Source organism: Serratia sp. TMDUHS_CL, from assembly GCF_037137105.1.
GTDB classification, from domain to species: domain Bacteria; phylum Pseudomonadota; class Gammaproteobacteria; order Enterobacterales; family Enterobacteriaceae; genus Serratia; species Serratia nevei.
Window position 1 is genome coordinate 29,326 of the sequence record NZ_JBBBDV010000017.1, and the last position, 18,009, is coordinate 47,334.

Annotated in this window: 19 protein-coding genes; 4 read left to right on the top strand and 15 right to left on the bottom strand. The window is 61.4% G+C overall.

Annotated elements, in window-relative coordinates:
* Positions 1 to 12: 12 nt before the first annotated feature.
* Complete coding sequence (trhA, locus tag WCL58_RS23170) at positions 13 to 687, bottom strand: PAQR family membrane homeostasis protein TrhA (RefSeq protein ID WP_038871224.1); 675 nt, start codon at positions 685 to 687, stop codon at positions 13 to 15.
* Positions 688 to 870: 183 nt separating this feature from the next.
* On the opposite strand from trhA, the gene WCL58_RS23175 reads away from it, so the two are divergent.
* Entirely contained in the window at positions 871 to 1,479 is a 609-nt protein-coding gene (locus WCL58_RS23175) for an HD domain-containing protein (RefSeq protein WP_336851646.1), read from the top strand.
* A gap of 40 nt (positions 1,480 to 1,519) precedes the next feature.
* On the opposite strand, the gene rbsK is transcribed toward WCL58_RS23175, so the two are convergent.
* The 12 genes from rbsK to WCL58_RS23235 form a co-directional block, all read right to left on the bottom strand.
* Positions 1,520 to 2,446, bottom strand: coding sequence for a ribokinase (gene rbsK / locus WCL58_RS23180; RefSeq protein ID WP_038871218.1), 927 nt, complete (start codon positions 2,444 to 2,446; stop codon positions 1,520 to 1,522).
* Positions 2,443 to 3,351, bottom strand: coding sequence for an allose kinase (gene alsK, locus WCL58_RS23185; protein ID WP_336851647.1), 909 nt, complete (start codon positions 3,349 to 3,351; stop codon positions 2,443 to 2,445). The genes rbsK and alsK overlap by 4 nt, the downstream gene beginning before the upstream one ends.
* Positions 3,352 to 3,361: 10 nt before the next feature.
* The gene (gene alsE / locus WCL58_RS23190) at positions 3,362 to 4,033 is read right to left on the bottom strand and encodes a D-allulose 6-phosphate 3-epimerase (RefSeq protein WP_336851648.1); all 672 of its coding nucleotides are present in this window, start codon (positions 4,031 to 4,033) and stop codon (positions 3,362 to 3,364) included.
* A gap of 30 nt (positions 4,034 to 4,063) precedes the next feature.
* Complete coding sequence (locus WCL58_RS23195; RefSeq protein ID WP_038871213.1) at positions 4,064 to 5,098, bottom strand: ABC transporter permease; 1,035 nt, start codon at positions 5,096 to 5,098, stop codon at positions 4,064 to 4,066.
* A 10-nt stretch (positions 5,099 to 5,108) separates the two neighbouring features.
* A complete protein-coding gene (locus WCL58_RS23200) occupies positions 5,109 to 6,095 on the bottom strand; it encodes an ABC transporter permease (protein WP_141960184.1) in 987 nt (328 codons plus the stop codon).
* Positions 6,088 to 7,605 carry a sugar ABC transporter ATP-binding protein gene (locus tag WCL58_RS23205; RefSeq protein WP_060441311.1) on the bottom strand — a complete coding sequence of 506 codons (1,518 nt, stop codon included), beginning with the start codon at positions 7,603 to 7,605 and terminating at the stop codon, positions 6,088 to 6,090. Before WCL58_RS23205 ends, WCL58_RS23200 begins: the two co-directional genes overlap by 8 nt.
* A 2-nt stretch (positions 7,606 to 7,607) precedes the next feature.
* On the bottom strand, positions 7,608 to 8,591 hold the full coding sequence (locus tag WCL58_RS23210; protein WP_060422843.1) for a substrate-binding domain-containing protein: 984 nt from the start codon (positions 8,589 to 8,591) through the stop codon (positions 7,608 to 7,610).
* 48 nt (positions 8,592 to 8,639) lie between these two features.
* Positions 8,640 to 9,458 carry a DeoR/GlpR family DNA-binding transcription regulator gene (locus WCL58_RS23215; RefSeq protein WP_336851649.1) on the bottom strand — a complete coding sequence of 273 codons (819 nt, stop codon included), beginning with the start codon at positions 9,456 to 9,458 and terminating at the stop codon, positions 8,640 to 8,642.
* Between the two features lie 311 nt (positions 9,459 to 9,769).
* Complete coding sequence (locus WCL58_RS23220) at positions 9,770 to 11,095, bottom strand: MFS transporter (protein WP_336851650.1); 1,326 nt, start codon at positions 11,093 to 11,095, stop codon at positions 9,770 to 9,772.
* The gene (locus WCL58_RS23225; protein ID WP_336851651.1) at positions 11,092 to 11,745 is read right to left on the bottom strand and encodes a hypothetical protein; all 654 of its coding nucleotides are present in this window, start codon (positions 11,743 to 11,745) and stop codon (positions 11,092 to 11,094) included. The genes WCL58_RS23220 and WCL58_RS23225 overlap by 4 nt, the downstream gene beginning before the upstream one ends.
* A gap of 49 nt (positions 11,746 to 11,794) precedes the next feature.
* Positions 11,795 to 13,141, bottom strand: a complete 1,347-nt coding sequence (locus WCL58_RS23230; RefSeq protein WP_336851652.1) for an amidase — start codon at positions 13,139 to 13,141, stop codon at positions 11,795 to 11,797.
* Positions 13,141 to 13,854, bottom strand: a complete 714-nt coding sequence (locus tag WCL58_RS23235; RefSeq protein WP_336851653.1) for a DUF2848 domain-containing protein — start codon at positions 13,852 to 13,854, stop codon at positions 13,141 to 13,143. The genes WCL58_RS23230 and WCL58_RS23235 overlap by 1 nt, the downstream gene beginning before the upstream one ends.
* A gap of 162 nt (positions 13,855 to 14,016) precedes the next feature.
* Between WCL58_RS23235 and WCL58_RS23240 the strand changes: the two genes are divergently transcribed.
* Positions 14,017 to 14,661 (top strand): GntR family transcriptional regulator, encoded by a 645-nt coding sequence (locus tag WCL58_RS23240; RefSeq protein ID WP_336851668.1) that lies wholly within the window; start codon positions 14,017 to 14,019, stop codon positions 14,659 to 14,661.
* A gap of 7 nt (positions 14,662 to 14,668) precedes the next feature.
* Here WCL58_RS23240 and WCL58_RS23245 read toward each other — a convergent pair whose 3' ends face one another.
* Positions 14,669 to 15,415 carry an SDR family oxidoreductase gene (locus tag WCL58_RS23245; RefSeq protein WP_336851654.1) on the bottom strand — a complete coding sequence of 249 codons (747 nt, stop codon included), beginning with the start codon at positions 15,413 to 15,415 and terminating at the stop codon, positions 14,669 to 14,671.
* 95 nt (positions 15,416 to 15,510) lie between these two features.
* Positions 15,511 to 15,744, bottom strand: coding sequence for a hypothetical protein (locus WCL58_RS23250; RefSeq protein ID WP_060422831.1), 234 nt, complete (start codon positions 15,742 to 15,744; stop codon positions 15,511 to 15,513).
* 189 nt (positions 15,745 to 15,933) lie between these two features.
* Between WCL58_RS23250 and WCL58_RS23255 the strand changes: the two genes are divergently transcribed.
* Positions 15,934 to 16,593, top strand: coding sequence for a response regulator (locus WCL58_RS23255; RefSeq protein ID WP_019455640.1), 660 nt, complete (start codon positions 15,934 to 15,936; stop codon positions 16,591 to 16,593).
* Between the two features lie 4 nt (positions 16,594 to 16,597).
* Positions 16,598 to 18,007 carry an ATP-binding protein gene (locus WCL58_RS23260; protein WP_049199249.1) on the top strand — a complete coding sequence of 470 codons (1,410 nt, stop codon included), beginning with the start codon at positions 16,598 to 16,600 and terminating at the stop codon, positions 18,005 to 18,007.
* Positions 18,008 to 18,009: the final 2 nt, after the last annotated feature.

Below are 18,009 nucleotides of genomic sequence, written 5' to 3' on the forward strand. Positions count from 1 at the left end.
TAGCGATAACGTTTAGACGTACAGGTAGATCGCCATGAAATGGCAGGCGCTGCCGCCGAGCACGAAGGCGTGCCAGATGGCGTGGCCAAAGCGGATGCGCTTGGAGGCGTAGAAAATCACGCCGAGGGTATAGACCACCCCGCCTATCGCCAGCAGCGTGACGCCGCCGGCCTCCAGCCGCGTAACCAGCTGATAAATCACGATCAGCGACAGCCAGCCCATCGTCAGGTAGGTCACCAGCGACAGGGCTTCAAAACGGTGGGCGAAGGCCAGCTTGAACAGCACGCCCAGCAGCGCCAACCCCCAGATTACCGCCATCAGGCCCTTCGCCAGCGGCGAGTCCAGCCCCACCAGCAAAAACGGGGTGTAAGTCCCGGCAATCAGGAGATAAATGGCGCAGTGGTCAAATTTTTTCAGCCAGTGCTTGGCCTTCTGATGCGGGATCGCATGGTACAACGTGGAAGCAAGAAACAGCAGGATCATGCTGCCGCCGTACAGGCTGTAACTGGTGATGGCCGTCGCATCGGCGCCGGTATTCACCGCCTGCACCAGTAGCAACACCAGGCCGACGATACCGAACACCAGCCCGATGCCGTGGCTGATGCTGTTGGCGATCTCTTCCGCCCACGGATAAGCCGCGGCGACAATCTTATTGTTCCCGGCTTTCACTACGTCCGTTTTCCCCATAACGCGCAACCCCTCAAAATGCCCTGCTTTGTGCGAAATTAACGCAAAGTAGCTTAACTGAGAACAATTCCAGTGTACACGTGTACGCTAAAATAAAAATGTGAACGCGTGTAACCATCGAAATCGCCCGTCCGGTGGTCTACAATCGTCAGGCTTCAACCCACCCACCTTGAGGTTTACACCATGTCATCCGCTGTACCCGCGTTAGATTTCGGCTCAATGACCCAGGTCATCCAGTTCCTGATGGAAATCGATAAGTTGAAAGGCGTGCAACGCCGCACCAAAGTGCTGGGTGCCCAGCGCCAGGAAAACTCCGCCGAACACAGTTGGCATTTCGCCATCGCCGCCATGAGCCTGGCGCCCTACGCCGGTGATGACGTAGACATTCAGCGCGTGATCCAGATGGCGCTGCTGCATGACATCGTGGAAATCGACGCCGGCGACGTGCTGGTCTACGATCTGGCGGCCCGCGCGGCGATCCACGATCAGGAAGTGGCGGCGGCGCGCCGTCTGTTCGGCATGTTGCCGGAGGCTCAGCGCGAGTATTTCACCGCTTTATGGCAGGAATATGAAGATGGCGAAAGCGCCGATGCACGCTTCGCTTTGCTGCTGGATCGCACCATGCCGATGCTGATGAACCTGCACAATGAAGGCCAGAGCTGGGTAGAGAACGGCATCAGCCTGGAGCAGGTGCTGGCGCGCAATGCATCGATCGCCGACGTGCACCCCGAGCTGTGGCACCACATGGAACAGCACCTGCGGGATGCGCAGCGCAAAGGCTGGTTGAAGTAAGGGAACCGGGCTGCCGCCTCTTCGCCGCAGCCCGTTATCGTCACGCGAACGCCCGCTGGCGTTCCAACGCCTCCTCATAGCTCGGCATCGACCCCGCCGCCCCGGCGCGCTCCACGCAGACCGCCGCGTAGGCGGCGGCGAAGCGCACCGCATCGGCTAACGGCACCTGATTCGCCAACTGCGCCGCCAGGGCGCCGTTAAACGCATCGCCCGCGCCGGTGGTGTCTTTCGGCTGTGCCGGAAACGCCGGGATCAGCTCACTGTTTTCCCCGTCCGAGAACAACGCTCCCTGCGTGCCCAAGGTCACGATCAGTAAGCGAATGCCTTTGGCATGCAGCACCTGCGCCGCCTGGCGCGCCGAAGCCACATCCCGCACCGGCACGCCGGTCAGCAACGTGCACTCGGTGGCGTTGGGCGTCAGCATATCGACCTGCGCCAGCAGGCTGTCCGGCACCGGCTGAAACGGCGCCGGGTTGAGAATGATGAACGTCTGCGCCTCGCGGGCGATGGCGATCACCTGCTCAATCGCCGGCAGATTGTTCTCCAGCTGGGTCAACAGAATGTCCGCTGCGGCGATCGCCGGCCGGCACTGGCGCACCTCGTCTTCGCTGACCGTCAGGTTGGCGCCGGGATCGACGGCGATCATGTTCTCCGCCTCCTCACCGGCAACGTAGATAAGCGCATTGCCGGTCGGGCAATCGCCGGTCGAGAACAGCGTCACCGCATCGAAACCGGCGGCGGCGAGGTGGCGCCGGGCGAAGGTGCCGAAGTCATCGCGCCCCACCTTGCCGATATAATGCACCCTTGCCCCGGCGCGCAGCGCAGCGGTGGCCTGGTTGGCCCCCTTACCGCCCGCGCCCATCATGCTGTTGCGGGCGATCAGCGATTCGCCGGGCTGCGGAAAGCGCGCCATGCCGGCGACGATATCCAGGTTGAACGAACCGAACACGCAGACTTTGCCTTTCATTGCGGGTACTCCCTGCTCAATTGGAGGTGGCGCCGGGCGGCCAGGCAGGCGCCTTTGCTGCCGGTTTCATCGGTCAGGCGGCTGATGGAGATCGCCAACCCCTGCGCCGGCTGCGGCCCGCGCAAATGGCGGCGGATCTCTTGCTCAAGGCGCGCCAACGGGAAACCGCTCATGGCGATCACGCCGCCGCCCAGGATCAGCCGCTGGGGATCGAGCACGTTCATTTCGATGGCGATGGTCTGCGCCAATCGTTCGACGAAGCGCTGCAGATCCGGATGATCGCCGTGGCGTTCGAACAGCCGGTCGAACGGCGTTTGCGCCGCGTTGGCGCGCGCCCAGCCGGTCAGCCAGTGACCGGAGGTCAGGCTCTCGACGCAGCCCCGTTTACCGCACGGGCACTCGCCCTGATGGCCCGGCCAGGGAATGTGCCCCAGCTCGCCGGCGGCGCCGTGCGCTCCGTGATAAAAGTCGCCGTTCAGCCACAGGCTGTTGCCCATGCCGGTGCCCAGATACAGCCCCACCGCCACCTGCGGCAGCGCCGGCAGCTGCTGCAAGTCCCACCACAGCAGGTGATTGACGTCTTTATCCATCCGCACCGGCAGCGCCAGCGCATCGGCCAACAGCGCCGCCACCGGCTGGGCGTCCAGCGCCGGAATGAACGGCAGCGACAGCACCCGCGAGCGATCGCGGCTGAGGATCCCCGGCAGCCCGAGCATCACCTGCGCCACCTGACGATCCTTGCAATGCCCGGCGATCAGGCGGCCCAACGCCACCAACGGATCGGCCTGCCGTGCCCAATCGGCGGTCGCTATCTTGCGGTACCCGCTGAACTCGCCGTCATCATCCATCAACAGCAGGCGGGTATTGGTGCCGCCGACGTCTACGCCAAGAAAATGCCGCATCATCTCCCCCGCCTCAGGCCGCCTGCCGCATCTGATCCAGCATTTTTTCCCATGCCGTCTCCAGATCCGGATCGAGGTTGAACAGCCCGGAGCTGCCGACGATCAACACTTCCGCGCCGGCGCCCATCAGATCGCGGTAGGTGCGCTGATTGCAGGATCCGTCGATCTCGATCAGATAGCTCAGGTTTTGTTGGCGTTTCAGATCGCGCAACTGGCGGATCTTTTCCAGCATTTCGGGAATGAACGGCTGCCCGGCATAGCCCGGATCGACGGTCATCACGGTGATCTTGTCCAGCAGATGAAGGTAGTGGCGGATAAACTCCACCGGCGTAGCCGGATTCAGCACCACTCCCACTTTTTTACTCAGCGCGCGGATCTGGTTGATCACCCGGAACGCATCGCGGTTGATGGTTTCGGCGTGCGGGCAGATAAAGTCTGCGCCGGCACGGGCGATCGGGTCGATAAAATCGGTCGGGTTCTCCACCATCAGATGCACGTCCAGCAGCAACGAGGTGTGCGGGCGGATCTGTTCGATAAAGAACGGCGACAGCGTGATGTTTTTCACGTAGTGCCCGTCCATGATGTCGATATGCAGCATATCGGCGCGGCGGTTCAGCACCGCCAATTGCTGGCGGATATCCATCAGGCTCATGCACATCAGTGAAGGTGAAATCTGGTATTTCATTAGCGTTATCCTGCGCAAAAGGGAAAAGGATCAGTGGCCCGCTGCGGCTCTGGCCTGGGCCGCGCTGCGGCGCATCGCCCGCCGCTGCCGATAGCGATGGCGGAAAAACTTCAGCGCCAGCACTGCGATCAGCACCGCGCCCCACATCGCCAGGCTGAAATGCGGGCTGACGTTCATCAGGTTCAAACCGGTGGCGATCACTTGCAGCACCACCAGCGCCAGGACCACGCCGCTGACCCGGCCAAAACCGCCGAACGGATCGGTGCCGCCCAAAATGATCGCCAGCACCGTCAGCAGCAGATAAGAGTCGCCGTAGCCCATGCGCGCCGAGTTGAAGCGCGCCATCATCACCAGCCCGGCGATCACGCACAGCAGGCTGGAGAGGGTGTAAATGGCGATCAGCACCCGATGGGTATTCACGCCGCTGAAGTGGGTGGCGTTGATGTTGCTGCCACTCATGTAGATGCATTTACCGAGCCGGGTTTTCTGCAAGAACAGCGCCAGCAGCACGGCAACCGCCAGGAAGATCCACAGCGGTACCGGTACGCCCAGCACGCGCTCAGCGCCGATAAACCGCACGATCTCCGGCATGCCGCTCAGGGCCGCACCGCGCGTCAGATAGATACCGATGCCGTTAACCGTGGTCATGGTGGCCAGCGTCACCAGAATCGGATGCGCGCCGACGTAGGCCACCAACGCGCCGGTCGCCGCGCCGATCATCACGGCCAGCAGCATCGCCGCCGCCAGCGCCAACACCAGCCACAGCGCCTGCAGCCCCAGCCCGGCGTCCGGCGGCAGATAGCTGATGAACAGCCAGGCCATCAGCAGGCTGGTCAGGTTGGCGCTGGCGATAATGCACAGGTTCAGGCCGCCGCTGAGGATCGGGATGAACATCGCCAGGGTCAGCAGGCCCAGCTCCGGCAGCTGGAACGCCACGCTGGTGAAGGTGGCGCCGCTGAAGAAGCGCCCCGGCATCAGCAGGCTGAAGGCCAGCACCACCGCCACCAGCAGCGCCAACAGGCCGACGGCAGTGCCGTCCGGACGAAATTTCAGGTAGTTGCCCATCAGGCGCTCCTCAGGCGAAACCGACGTCGGTTTCTTTGCGTTTCTTGTAGTGGGTGACGGTAATCGCCGCGACGATCACCAGGCCGATCACCACGTTCATGAAGTAGCTGGACACGCCGATCAGGTTGAGACCGTTTTTCAGTACGCCGATCAGGAATACGCCCATCAGCGTGCCGATCACGCTGCCCTTGCCGCCGTTCAGGCTGGCGCCGCCCAGCACCGCCGCCGCCAGTACATCGAGCTCACCGCCCACCAGCGCATTGGGCACCACCTCCCCCATGCGGTACACCTGCACCAGGCCGCCGATCGCCGCCATCACGCCCAGATAGCCATAGGCGAACAGGTGCAGCAGGCCGACGCGGATGCCGATGCGCCGCGCCGACTCCGCATCGCCGCCGACGGCAAACAGCTGGCGCCCGAGGTGCGTCTTGTTCAGCAGCAGCCAGGTCAGCAGCGCCACCGCCAGCATCACCAGCGTCGGCAAACCGAGCTGATAGCTCTGTTCACCCAGCTGAAACGGCAGCACGCTGCGCGGCAGCGTCCACCAGTCCGGCAGCGCGTACAGACTGCGGCCGTTGGTCAGCCACATCAGCATGCCGAACAACAACGCCTGCATACTGATGGTGACGATGATCGAGACGATGCGCAGGCAGTAGATCAACAGCGCGTTGACCATGCCCAGCGCGGCGCCGATCGCCAACGCCAGCAAAATGCTGCCCGCCGGGCTGGCCAGCCCGTAGTGGGTCGCCAGCGTGGCGATCAGGTACTGCACCACCGAGGCCACCGCCGCGAAGGAGATATCGATACCGCCGGTCACCAGCACCACGAACAGGCCGAGGGCGAAAATGCCGCTCACCGCATAGCTTTCGCTGAGATCGAGCAGGTTTTGCATCGTCAAAAACCGATCGCTGAGCAGCGAAAAAACGATGACCGTCAGCAGCAGTACCCAGGCCAGGTAGCCTTCGTTGCCGCGCGGTTTCAGGCTGAATCTACGCATTGACCGCCTCCGCCAGCTGTTGCTGGCTCACCTGCCCCGGCAGGTATTCGCCGATCACGCTGCCGCCGCTGAAGTGCAGCACCCGATCGCAGTTGTAATACACCTCCGGCACCTCGTCGGAGATCAGTAAAATGGCGATCCCCTCCTGCGCCAGCAGATGGATCAGTTGATAGATGCTGGCCTTGGCGCCAACGTCGACGCCGACGGTCGGCGAGTCGAGGATCAGGATCCGCGGCTGGGTCAGCACCCACTTGGCCAACACGATCTTTTGCTGATTGCCGCCGGACAGCGTCGAAACCGCCTGCTCCGGATCCGCCACCCGCACGCCAAGTTTGGCGATCCACTCCGCGACGATGCGATTCTTGCGGTAGTCGTCAATCAGGCGAAAACGCCCGCGCAGCTTATCGAGAATGGTCAGCACCGCGTTGTCCGCCACCGACTGTTGCTGCACCAGGCCGAGCGTCAGGCGATCCTCCGAGACGTAGCCGATGCCGGCTTTGATCGCGTCCTCATGGCCGCGAAAGCGCACCGGTTTGCTGTCGAGGTAGAGCTTGCCGCTGTCCGGCCGGGTCATGCCGAACAGGCTCAGCGCCAGCTCGGTGCGCCCGGAGCCGAGCAGGCCGCATAGACCGAGCACCTCGCCCTGATGCAGCCGGAAGCTCACGTCCTGATACTGCCCGGTGCGGCTGAGGCGATCCGCCTCCAACATCACCCGATCCTTATTCATGCTCGGTGACTTCAGGCGATAGTCCAGCTTCAGACCGGTCATCAACTCGGTCAGACGATCGCCGGTGATCTCCGCCGCCGGCCAGGTGCCGATCTTGTTGCCGTCGCGGATCACCGTGACGCGATCCGAAATTTCCAGCACCTCGTCCAGCCGGTGGCTGACGAACACCACGCAGATGCCTTTCGCTTTCAGGTAATCCACCGTACGCAGCAGCTGATTGACCTCGGTGCGGGTCAGCGAGGCGGTCGGTTCATCCATGATCACCAGCCGCGCCTCCGCCACCAGCGCGCGGCAGATCGCCACCTGCTGGCGCTGGGCGATCGGCAGCTCCGCCACCCGTTTGTCGAGATCCAGATGGAAACTCAGCTCCTGCAGCAGCCGCTCGGCGGTGCGCCGCAGCCGTGCCGGGCGGTACCATCCCAGCAGCCCATGCAGGTTGTGCTCGAAAGCGATGTTTTCCGCCACCGTCAGGTTGGGAAACAGCGACAGATCCTGGTAGATCACCTGAATGCCGAAGGCGCGCGCCTGATCCGGCGACAGCCGACCGAAGGTTTGCCCGTCGATGGTGATGCGGCTGCCGTCGTCCGGTTGATACACGCCGGCGATCGCCTTGATCAACGTACTCTTGCCGCAGCCGTTGGTACCCGCCAGGCAGTGCACTTCCCCCGGCATCAGCGCCAGCGAGATAGCGTTCAGCGCACGCTGGCCGCCAAAGGTCATCGACAGCTGCTGCAGCGCGATCAGCGGCGCGCCCTGCGTTGCCGTATTACCGGAAATCGCCATGATTACAGCCCCATCTTCACCAGCTTCGGCAGGTTTTGCTTATCCAGGCTTTCGGTGGCGTTGCCGAGAATGGTGTGCTGCTGCGCATCCACCTGCACCTTGCCCATGCCTTCGATGGTCATGCCGTCGGTGATTTTTTCTCCCTTATGCATCATGTCGGCGATGCGCACGAACACTTCGCCCGCCACCAGCGGATTCCAGATATAGCCACCCTTGATGGCGCCACGGTTGACCAGCGAAGCGCCCTGGCCCGGGCTGAACGGCCCGATGACGCAGATATCGTTGCTTTTGCCGCGGTTGAGCACCGCGCGCCCGGCGCCGATCGGCCCCTGTGAACCAAAGGCCAGCACGCCTTTCAGATCGGGATATTTGGCCATCAGATCGTTGGTGGTGCGCACGCTGTCATCCAGCGATTCGCCCACGCCGAACTTGTCGCCCACCAGCTGCATGTTCGGGTAGTGCTGCTTCTGGTAGTTGATCGCCGAGTCTGACCAGGTGATGTGCAGCGGCACCGTCAGGCTGCCGACATACACCGCGTACTTGCCCTGCTCTTTCATGCAGGCGGCCAGCGCTTTCATGTGGTTGACGCCGTGCTGCGAGGCGTCCACCAGCTCAAAGTCCCAGTCGGCGTATTTTTGGCCGGGGGATTCGTGCACGATCACCTTGATGCCCGCTTCCTGCGCGCGCTTGAGCACCGGCTCCAGCACCCGGGCGTCGTTCGGCACCACGCCGATGATGTCCACCTTCTGCGCGATCAGATCTTCGATGGCGCGCACCTGCAACGCCGGGTCCGCCGCCGTCGGCCCGACCATCCAGGCGTCGATGCCGCGTTTGGCGCCCTCGCTTTTGATGCCGGCCTCCATGGCGTTGAACCAGGGAATGCCGCCTATCTTCACCACCACGCCCATTTTCAGTTTGTCCGCCGCCTGCGCGGAGACCGAAAGCAGCAGCGAGGCAAACAGACCGACCAGTACGGATTTTTTCATTGTTCTCTCTCCACAAGTGTTGGCTGTAATAAAGGGTTTTCGTTGTTGTTATCGCGCCGCCCTTTTCGCGGCGGGTGAAACTTCAATCACGTCGACGTTGTTCCAGGCCAGTTCCTGACGAAATTCGTCGTCGCTGAGCCGATCGGTGATTAAGGTATCTATCTCCCGGTAGTGGCAGATGCGCGCGAACGAGCGGCGGCCGAACTTGTTGCTGTCCACCAGCAGGAACTTGCGCTCCGACACCAGCAGCATCTGCTGCTTCAACCGCGCATGGTGCTCGTTGCTCTCGCGGATGCCGCCGTCCTGACAGATGCCGTGACAGGAGAAGAACAGCTTGTTGATCACAAACTCCTTCAACATCTGTTCCGCCAGCACGCCGATAAAATCCTCGTACTTGGCGGAATACTCGCCCCCCAGTCCGATGGTGCGCACGTTGGCCTTGCAGGCCAGCGTCTGGATGATGTGCAGCGAGTTGGTCAATACCACCAGCGAGATATCCGGCAGTTGGCGCGCCAAAAACCAGCTGGTGGAGCTGCTGTCCAGCAGCAGACAATCCCCTGGCGCGATAAATTCCAGCGCGCGTTTGGCGATGCGCGTTTTCTGCTCCGGCGCCTCGTTGCTGCGCTGGCGGAAAGATTCCCCCTGGTCTATTTCGGCGGGCACATAGGTTTTCTCCACCGCCGGCGGCTCGACGAACACCGCGCCGCCGTGGCTGCGCAGCAGCAGGCCGCGCCGTTCCAGCAAGGCCAAATCACGCCGCGCCGTCTCGATAGAGATATGGCACAGCTGCGCCACCTCCTGCACCATCACGCGGCCGCGCTGGCTCAAGACTTCGGTGATAAAGCGATGACGTTCTACAGGCAGCATGTTTCTTTTCTCCTCCACGACGATGATTACGATATCGATTTGCCGCGCCGCGTTTTGCGCGCAGACGCAAAGCGCATCGCCCCGCGATCGGTCAACGATGGCGGTGTGATAGTTGTCAAAAAAATCGGGAAGGAAATGAAATGAATAATTACGAAAGTGTGGAGTAACAGGCAGTTATGATGTGTGTGCGTCTGAGACAGGCAGAAAAGAAACGGTAAACGGTCACAATTCCACGTTCCGCAACATGACCGTTAATGACCGTTTTTGTGGTTTTGACCGAACGCCGGCCCCAAAGTAGCCCGGCGTTCTATTTACAGCGGCTTATGCGCCGTTTCCCGCGCCGCCCATACCGCCCAAAGCGTGATAAGCAGAGCCAACGCGACATAGGCGGAAATCGCCAGCGTGCTGTCGTAAGATTTAAACAAAGAAGTGATGATCAGCGGGGCAAAGCCGCCACCGATAATCCCCGCCAAGGTATAGGCTAACGAAGATCCGGCATAACGCACCCGTGTCGGGAACTGTTCCGTGATGAATGCCGCCTGTGGCCCATACATCGCCGCATGGATCAACAGCCCAATCACCACAGCCATACAGATCAAAACCGGTTGACTGCTGTCGAGCAGGACGAAGAACGCAAACGCCCACACTATCGCCGCCAATGCACCGCCGATATACACCGGACGACGGCCGAAGCGATCCGACAACGCGCCAAACAGCGGTACTGCGACGGCGTTGCCTATCGCCCCCAGCATGGTGGCGCCCAGCGCCAGCGGGCGCGGCAGATTCAGCACGGTGGTCACGTAGGTCAACGTGAACACGACCACCAACGCATAGAGCACGTCAGAGCCGATACGCGATCCGCCGGCGATCAGCAGTGGACGCATGTGCTGCGTGAAGACTTCGCGGATCGGCGACTGCGTAACATCTTTCGACGCCTCCAGTTGCAAAAATGCCGGCGTCTCACCCACACCCCGGCGCAGCCACAAACCGAAGATGACCAGCACCAGACTCAGCAGGAACGGAATCCGCCAGCCCCATTGCTGGAAATCGTCCGCCGACATCGCCAACGTCACCAGCGTAATGAGGCCTGTGCCGATCAACGAACCGCAGGACGGCCCTACCTGAGCAAAGGACGCGTTGCGCCCGCGCTGATGCGGCTTACCGTGCTCCATCGACAGCAGTACCGCCCCCGCCCATTCTCCGCCCAGCGCAATGCCCTGAATAAAGCGCAGCGTCACCAGCAGCAGTGGGCTCCAAATCCCCCAGCTGGCGTAGCCGGGCAGCAATCCCATCAGCGCCGTGGTCACGCCCATGATCACCAGCGTGGTGACCAGTACAAAGCGCCGTCCCAACACATCGCCAAGGTGGCCGAATACGATGCCACCGATCGGCCGGGAAACATAACCCACCGCGTAAGTGGAGAAAGCCAGAATCGTGCCCACCAGCGGATCAAACGATGGGAAGAATACATGGTTGAAAATCAACGCGGCCATGATGTTGTAGACGGTGAAATCGTACCATTCCAACGCCGTGCCGATCGAGCTGGCCGCCGCCAGTTTGCCGGTATTGGGCGGTGCGGCGGCACTTTCTGCGGCCGGTGCGGCAACCTGTGCCGTTTCAGTGGTGTATGCATTCATGATGTCAGCTCCTGTGCAGTCAGTTGCCAGCCAAGGGCATAATGCCAGGCATCGGCGGCGGGCATGTTCAGTGCTTCAGCGGCCTGCTCGCTTAAACGCAGGCTGGCTTCGGCGTCGCTGCTTTCGATCAATAGCATCGGCAGCATTCGGCGGTTTTCTCGCGATTCTTTCGGCAGCGGGGAACTGAGTTCGGCATCCGGCGTCAACAGGCTGCTGCGCACGAATCCGGGCTGTTCAGCCAGCTGCGCGCCCAGTTGCAAGATGCGGGCATGCAGCGCTTCCGATGCCGCCGACGGCAGCACGAAGATACAGAGATGACTGCCGCACCCTTGGCCAGTGACCGCCTCCACCGCACACACTCGGCGCATTGGATCACGCATTTTTTCCAGGCTGGCCACCGACCATGGCGTTTGGTGTTGAAACGCGGCGCGATAGGCTTCGGAAGTAAAACTGGCCAACGATTCGGTTTTGTACAACCCCAAATATTGACGCCCGCCCTGCAATGCCCGATAGCGTGTGCCGGATAAAAAGCCGGGCACCCGCACTCGCTCCTCCACATGTTCGCGGTCATACCAGCGATTGAAATCCGCATCATCCTGCGTGGCGACATCCGTCGCGACAAACAGCATTCCGTTCTGGGAATCGTTCATGGATATTCTCCTGGTCATCTCAAAAGGCAGGCCTGCGCCCACCGGAAAATCACGCGTTGGCGAGGCAGCGCTCGATCGCCAGCGCCCACCCCAACAACGCCTCATCACGCATCGGTAACCCAGCCAGCATCAGGCCGACCGGCGCCTCTCCTGGCTGTTGGCAAGGCAAGGACAACGCGCAACCGTCGAGGAAATTGATGACTGCGGGATTGCGCAGCATCAGTCCGTTGCAACGGAAGTAGGCATCATCCGCCGCCAGCTCGCCGATAGTTGGCGCAACCATCGGCACGGTCGGCATCAGCAAAGCGTCAAACCTCTGCAGCTCCGCCGTAACTCGCCGCTGCCAGTCGGCGCGTTGTCGCTGCAACAGCTGCAGCTCGGCGTCGCCCAAGGATGCACCGCGGCGAATGCGCGACAGCACCCTTGGGTCATAGCCATCGCCCCGTTCAGCGATCAACGCTTGATGCCAGCGCCAGGACTCCAGCGCGGTGAAACCGCCGTCGGCATTGATCGCCGCCAGCTCGGCGAACGCCGTGGCGGGGATCAATTCAATACGTGCGCCTGCCTGACTCAGGCATTGCAGGCTGCGCTGGAACGCCCCGGCGACTTCCGGCTGCAGTTCATCCAGCACCACCGCTTGCGGCACGGCAAAATGCGCCTGCGCCAACGTTTTTTGCGGCACCCGCAGCGGACAGTCGGCAATCAGCGCATCCAGCGCAATACAGCTGGCGACGTCATGGGCAATCACGCCGATCGAATCCAGCGAAGGCGACAGCGGCAGTAAGCCAGCGTCATTGATGCGCCGTGCAGTGGGTTTATAACCGGTCAACCCGCACAGCGTGGCGGGAATGCGTACCGAGCCACCGGTATCGCTGCCAATCGCGCCCAGGCACATGCCGTCGGCCACCGCCACTGCCGCACCGGAAGAAGAGCCACCGGGAATGCGCGCCGCCTGGCGCTCCCAGGGATTGGCCGGCGTCCCGTAATGCGGATTGATGCCCAAACCGGAATAGGCGAACTCCGTCATCGTCGTTTTGCCAATCACCACCGCGCCGGCTTGCAACAGCCGTTCCACTACCGCAGCGTGTTTTTCAGCGGCTGGCGCGTCCGCTAATACGCGCGAACCGGCCGTGGTCACCTCACCGGCCACGTCAAACAGATCCTTGACCGAGATCGGCACGCCATCCAGCGCCGACAGAGGCGAGCCGGCGGCGCGTCGCCGATCGGAGGCCTGCGCTTGCCGTTGCGCCCACTCGGTGTATGTTCGCGTAAACGCGCGCGCGCCCTCCCCGCGCTCATCGACGATCTGCGCCAAAGCGGCGGCGGTGAGTTGCACCGCGGTGAACTCACCGCTAGCCAGCCCGACGGAGGCCTGCATCAAAGTCAGCTTTTTCATTACGCCACCACCGGCAGTTCGATGCTGCGGTAACGATGACTGATGGTTCGCCCAAGTACCTCGTCCACCAGTTCCATGCGAAACTCGCCGGCCGGTCGAATGCCGCCGATCGCCGCCACCGTGCCGCAAGTCATCGCAAAGCCGTCGGGCGTTTGCGGCTGCGCCAGCCCGCACCCCGGCGGCTGCATACCGGTGAAGTAACGTTCCAGCAAATCACCAGGCGTACGCAACGCGGCAAGACAGCCCTGTTGATACAATCGCCATTGGCCCTCTTCCCTGATCCACGAACGCAAGATCAGACTGTCCCAATGTTCCAACACCTCCTGCAGCGGCCAGGCGGCTCGCGCCACCGGTTTAACGCAGATCTGTTTCGACAGCGCCACGCTGTGCGCTTCGAGTTGACGATCGGTGTGATCGGACGCCAATGACACGAACAGTTCGCCGCGGTGGGCAAAAATCAGCGGTTCCGCTTCGCCGGAGGTCGCGCTGCCGATCACTTCAATGACCTCTTGCTGGCTCAGCTGATTGACCGCAACGCGGTAAAACAGGGGGATTGCACTGGGCTGGGGCACGCCCAGCTCGGCCAATTCACGAATATGGTGCAGGATCGCTTCGCGATCGCGCCCGGTCCAGCCGGCGATCACCAGATGATCAATCTCAACATTCAACGTCGCCGCGCCGCAGGATTCAGGTAAAGTGAAGGTCAGTCTCATGGCAGTTTCGTCCCTTTTGTTAAAACACTGTGAAATTTCACTATATCTTTAGTTACCAAATAAGCGATTTCCATGCCATGTTTTTGTGTACTATGTCTAAAAACTTTCTTCTTGCAGGAGCAAAACGTGAAGACTGTTGACGCAGAAAGCCCGCAGCGCCCGATGACGGAAGAAGCCGGCGTGTCGCTGAACGAGCTGGCCTACCGGCGTTTCAAACAGGCGCTGGTCACGCTCAGCTACAAGCCGGGCGAATATCTCAATACCGCGCAGGTGATGAACGACCTGGATATGGGCAGAACGCCGATCAATCAGGCAATCCACCGCTTGGCCAACGAGGGGTTATTGCAGGTCATCCCGCGCAAGGGCGTGATGGTTTCACCGTTGTCGATGGACGATGCCTTGGAATTGATCGAAGTGAGGCTCGCTAACGAGATGCTGTGTATGCGGCTGGCAAGCCAGAAGATTACCGAGAGGCAGATAGCGACGCTGACCGAACTCAATCGGCAAATCGAAGCCGCGAGCCAGGTGCGAGATAGGGTGCGCATGATGACACTCGATCATGAATTTCACCAGGAACTGGCGCAGATCGCCGGCAATAACATGTTGGCGGATATCCTGAGCGTGCTGCACGCCAGGGCGCAGCGTTTTTGGGCCAGCACCCTGTCGCGGGAAGGGCATATGCGCGAAGTGATCGACGAACACCGGGCAATTATCGCCGCGCTGGCCGCTCAGGACAGCGCCGCCGCCGCCGAGGCCGCGCAGGCGCATATCCTGTCGTTCCGCAGCGCGCTGCTGCACGAGGGTTAGGCTTCGTTCAGCGCCCGCCGGCGGCCTCGATAAAAGTGCCGGTCACGTAAGACGCAACGTCAGACAGCAGCCAGGCGATCGCCTCCGCCACTTCCTGCGGCTGCCCGCCGCGCTGCATCGGTAAACTGTCCTTCACGCGATCCACCCGGCCGGGCTCGCCGCCGCTGGCGTGCATCTCGGTATAGATGAATCCGGGCCGCACGCCGTTGACGCGGATGCCCTGCGCCGCCACCTCGCGTGATAACCCGATGGTCAGGGTATCGACGGCGCCTTTCGAGGCGGCGTAATCGACGTATTCTCCGGCAGCCCCCAACCGGGACGCCGCGGAGGAAACGTTGACGATAGCGCCTCCCTGCCCGCCATGGCGCAGCGCCATGCGCTTCACCGCCTCGCGGCAACACAGGAAGTAACCGGTCACGTTGGTGCCGAGCACCTGATTGATGCGCTCGGCGGTTAATTGTTCAATGTTCGCCTGCTGGAACAGAATCCCGGCATTGTTGACCAGCGCGCTGAGCGTGCCCAGCCCGGCGTCCAGCGCAGCGAACATCGCCATCACCTGTGCTTCATCGGCCACGTCGGCCTGCAGCGCCAGCGCCTTGCCGCCCTGCGCCTCAATCTCCGCCACCACCTGCCGCGCCGCGCTTTCGTCGCGCAGGTAATTCACCCCCACCGCATAGCCCTGCCGGGCCAGCAGCAAAGCGGTCGCACGACCAATTCCCCGGCTCGCGCCTGTGACCAATGCCACTTTCGTCATATTGTTTTTCTCTGCTTGGCGATATCAACACAGCGGCCTGCGCGCAGGCGCCCCGTTTGCCCGTCAGAGTATAGAGCCGCGCGCTAAAAAACGCTTTAAAGCTGAGCCAGGCGGCGCAGCTGCTTTTTAATGCGCGCTTTGACGCAGCCGTAGGCGTCCGGCGTCGTCACCTGATGCCCCCGTTGTAAGCCGGCAGCATGCAGGCCGCTATGGCCATGGCTCTGGGCGTCGCCGCGAAAAGACAGCATCAACAGAACGAGCACGGCCGCCACGCCTGCATATATCAGCCGCCGCGAGGTGCCCGCGAGCGGGGAACCGTCAGTCTGCATGTTTCGCTCCTTCTGTTGTGGTATCGAATGGCAGCAAAATAACTGAAATTCCACCGCGTTCCCTTAACGCGAGATTAAAGCCAGATTAAGGTTTGCTTAAGAACGCGCAGGCAAAGCGAGTTTCCCCGTTGTCTTCCCGGCAGGGTTATAGTTAGATAATCGCGACTTGAAGATCTCAGCGGAACAAACGTGAACATACTGTTGGTGGAAGACGACCTGCAATTAGGCAAGGCGCTGTGCCGCGCATTGGAGCTCACCGGCTTTAATTTGTGCTGGGTGCGCCTGCTCGCGGACGCGGAAAATAAACTTTCACCCGGCGGGTTCGATCTGATGCTGTTGGATCTTACGCTGCCGGACGGCGACGGTTTGCAAAAGCTAATCGCCTGGCGCGCCGCCGGGCAAAATATCCCCATCATCATCCTGACCGCCCGCGACCGCATCGAAAGCCTGGTGAACAGCCTGGATTCCGGCGCGGACGACTTTCTGGCCAAACCCTTTGCGCTGCCCGAGCTCATCTCACGCGTCAAGGCGGTCAACCGACGCATGGCGGGCTTCGCTTCGCAAACCTGGAGCCTCGGCACGCTGTATCTCGACCCGGTAAACCATCAGGTGACGCTGGATAACGAACTGCTGATGCTGTCGAAAAAAGAGTATCACCTGCTGCACGAGCTGATGCGCTGTGCCGGCACCGTGGTGCGCAAAGCGGTGTTGGAACAGCGGCTGTTCGGCCACGGCGACAGCGTGGAAAGCAACTCGCTGGAAGTGCACATGCATAATTTACGGCGCAAGATCGGTAAAGAAAGAATTATTACCGTACGCGGCATTGGTTATTTGCTGAAGAAAGAGTAGCAGGATGATCGGTTTCAAATCCTTCTTTATGCGCACCATTATTTTCCAGGTCCTGGCCATTTTATTATTGTGGGGGATCCTCGTCGCCTGGGTGAAATATTGGTATTACCCCGACATGGAAAAATATTTCGATAACCAGCAACGCATTGTCGCCGTGGGTATCGCCAATATTCTCGATGAAACCGGCACCGACAATATCGATTACCGCGGCATCATCAAGACCATTGAAGGCATGTACATTGATTCCATCAATAACGGCATGCAGGATCAAATCGATTATCACCCGCTGTTCGTGGTTTACGATCGGGACAACCGGGTGCTTTACAGTTCGCAAACGCAGGGAGAACCGCTGCGCCTGCCGCCTTCGGTGCTGTCCGGCTCCGTTAAGTACGCCGGCGCCAACTGGCATCTTGCCGGCAGCTGGAGCGAAAAGCGCCAATATCGGGTGATCGTCGGCGAGTCGTTCAACGATCGCACCACGCTGTTCGGTAACCCGGCGGAAAGCACCGCCATGCCGCTGCTGGGCATTCTGGCGGCGATCATCATCACCCTGCTGTTTACCGCCTACTTCAGCCTGCGACCGCTGCGCCAGATCGCCCGCACCATCTCCGATCGCCAGCCGGGTAACCTGTCGCCGATCAACGTCAGCGAGCAGTATCAGGAAATCCGGCCGGTGGTGGTGGAGGTCAACAAGCTGATGGCGCGCATCGACGCCGCCAACCAGCGCGAAAAACGCTTTATGGCCGATGCGGCGCACGAACTGCGCACGCCGATCGCCGCCGTGCTGGCGCAGCTGCATCTGCTGACCCAGGTCTCGGAGCAACAGGAGCGCCGGGAGATCATCGGCGACATGCAGCAGGGGCTGGATCGCGCGGCGTCGCTGTCGCGCCAGCTGATCAACCTGGCCAAGCTGGAGGCGGAGGATTTTCCGCTGAAAATCGAGGCGGTGGACATCTACGCCGACATTGGCAAATGCATCGCGCAGCACGTCCCCTATGCGCTGGAAAAGGATGTGGAACTTTCACTCGACGGCAGCGAGGACGTGGTGATAAACACCGATCGCCATGCGCTGATCGCCATCTTCACCAATCTGCTGGACAACGCGCTCAAGTACGCGCCGCCCGGTAGCCGCATCGAAGCCAATATCCGTTCGCTGGCACCGCTCGGCTGCTATATTACGTTGCGCGACAACGGCCCCGGAGTGAGCGAAGAGCACCTTCCGCGCCTGTTTGAACGCTTTTACCGCGTGCCCGGCACGCAGCAAACCGGCAGCGGGCTGGGATTGGCCATCGCCCGGAACCTGGCCGACAAAATCGGCGCGCAGCTGCGCGTCACCGAAGGCCTCGACGATCGCGGCATCGGTTTTATTATCGATTTGCCGGAAAGTTACCGGCCACAGACTGAGAGTGAATAACG

Excerpts from the sequence above, each read along its gene's own strand:
- trhA (WP_038871224.1), bottom strand. The coding sequence starts at position 687 with ATGGGGAAAACGGACGTAGTGAAAGCCGGGAACAATAAGATTGTCGCC.
- WCL58_RS23175 (WP_336851646.1), top strand. The coding sequence starts at position 871 with ATGTCATCCGCTGTACCCGCGTTAGATTTCGGCTCAATGACCCAGGTC.
- rbsK (WP_038871218.1), bottom strand. The coding sequence starts at position 2,446 with ATGAAAGGCAAAGTCTGCGTGTTCGGTTCGTTCAACCTGGATATCGTC.
- alsK (WP_336851647.1), bottom strand. The coding sequence starts at position 3,351 with ATGATGCGGCATTTTCTTGGCGTAGACGTCGGCGGCACCAATACCCGC.
- alsE (WP_336851648.1), bottom strand. The coding sequence starts at position 4,033 with ATGAAATACCAGATTTCACCTTCACTGATGTGCATGAGCCTGATGGAT.
- WCL58_RS23195 (WP_038871213.1), bottom strand. The coding sequence starts at position 5,098 with ATGGGCAACTACCTGAAATTTCGTCCGGACGGCACTGCCGTCGGCCTG.
- WCL58_RS23200 (WP_141960184.1), bottom strand. The coding sequence starts at position 6,095 with ATGCGTAGATTCAGCCTGAAACCGCGCGGCAACGAAGGCTACCTGGCC.
- WCL58_RS23205 (WP_060441311.1), bottom strand. The coding sequence starts at position 7,605 with ATGGCGATTTCCGGTAATACGGCAACGCAGGGCGCGCCGCTGATCGCG.
- WCL58_RS23210 (WP_060422843.1), bottom strand. The coding sequence starts at position 8,591 with ATGAAAAAATCCGTACTGGTCGGTCTGTTTGCCTCGCTGCTGCTTTCG.
- WCL58_RS23215 (WP_336851649.1), bottom strand. The coding sequence starts at position 9,458 with ATGCTGCCTGTAGAACGTCATCGCTTTATCACCGAAGTCTTGAGCCAG.
- WCL58_RS23220 (WP_336851650.1), bottom strand. The coding sequence starts at position 11,095 with ATGAATGCATACACCACTGAAACGGCACAGGTTGCCGCACCGGCCGCA.
- WCL58_RS23225 (WP_336851651.1), bottom strand. The coding sequence starts at position 11,745 with ATGAACGATTCCCAGAACGGAATGCTGTTTGTCGCGACGGATGTCGCC.
- WCL58_RS23230 (WP_336851652.1), bottom strand. The coding sequence starts at position 13,141 with ATGAAAAAGCTGACTTTGATGCAGGCCTCCGTCGGGCTGGCTAGCGGT.
- WCL58_RS23235 (WP_336851653.1), bottom strand. The coding sequence starts at position 13,854 with ATGAGACTGACCTTCACTTTACCTGAATCCTGCGGCGCGGCGACGTTG.
- WCL58_RS23240 (WP_336851668.1), top strand. The coding sequence starts at position 14,017 with ATGACGGAAGAAGCCGGCGTGTCGCTGAACGAGCTGGCCTACCGGCGT.
- WCL58_RS23245 (WP_336851654.1), bottom strand. The coding sequence starts at position 15,415 with ATGACGAAAGTGGCATTGGTCACAGGCGCGAGCCGGGGAATTGGTCGT.
- WCL58_RS23250 (WP_060422831.1), bottom strand. The coding sequence starts at position 15,744 with ATGCAGACTGACGGTTCCCCGCTCGCGGGCACCTCGCGGCGGCTGATA.
- WCL58_RS23260 (WP_049199249.1), top strand. The coding sequence starts at position 16,598 with ATGATCGGTTTCAAATCCTTCTTTATGCGCACCATTATTTTCCAGGTC.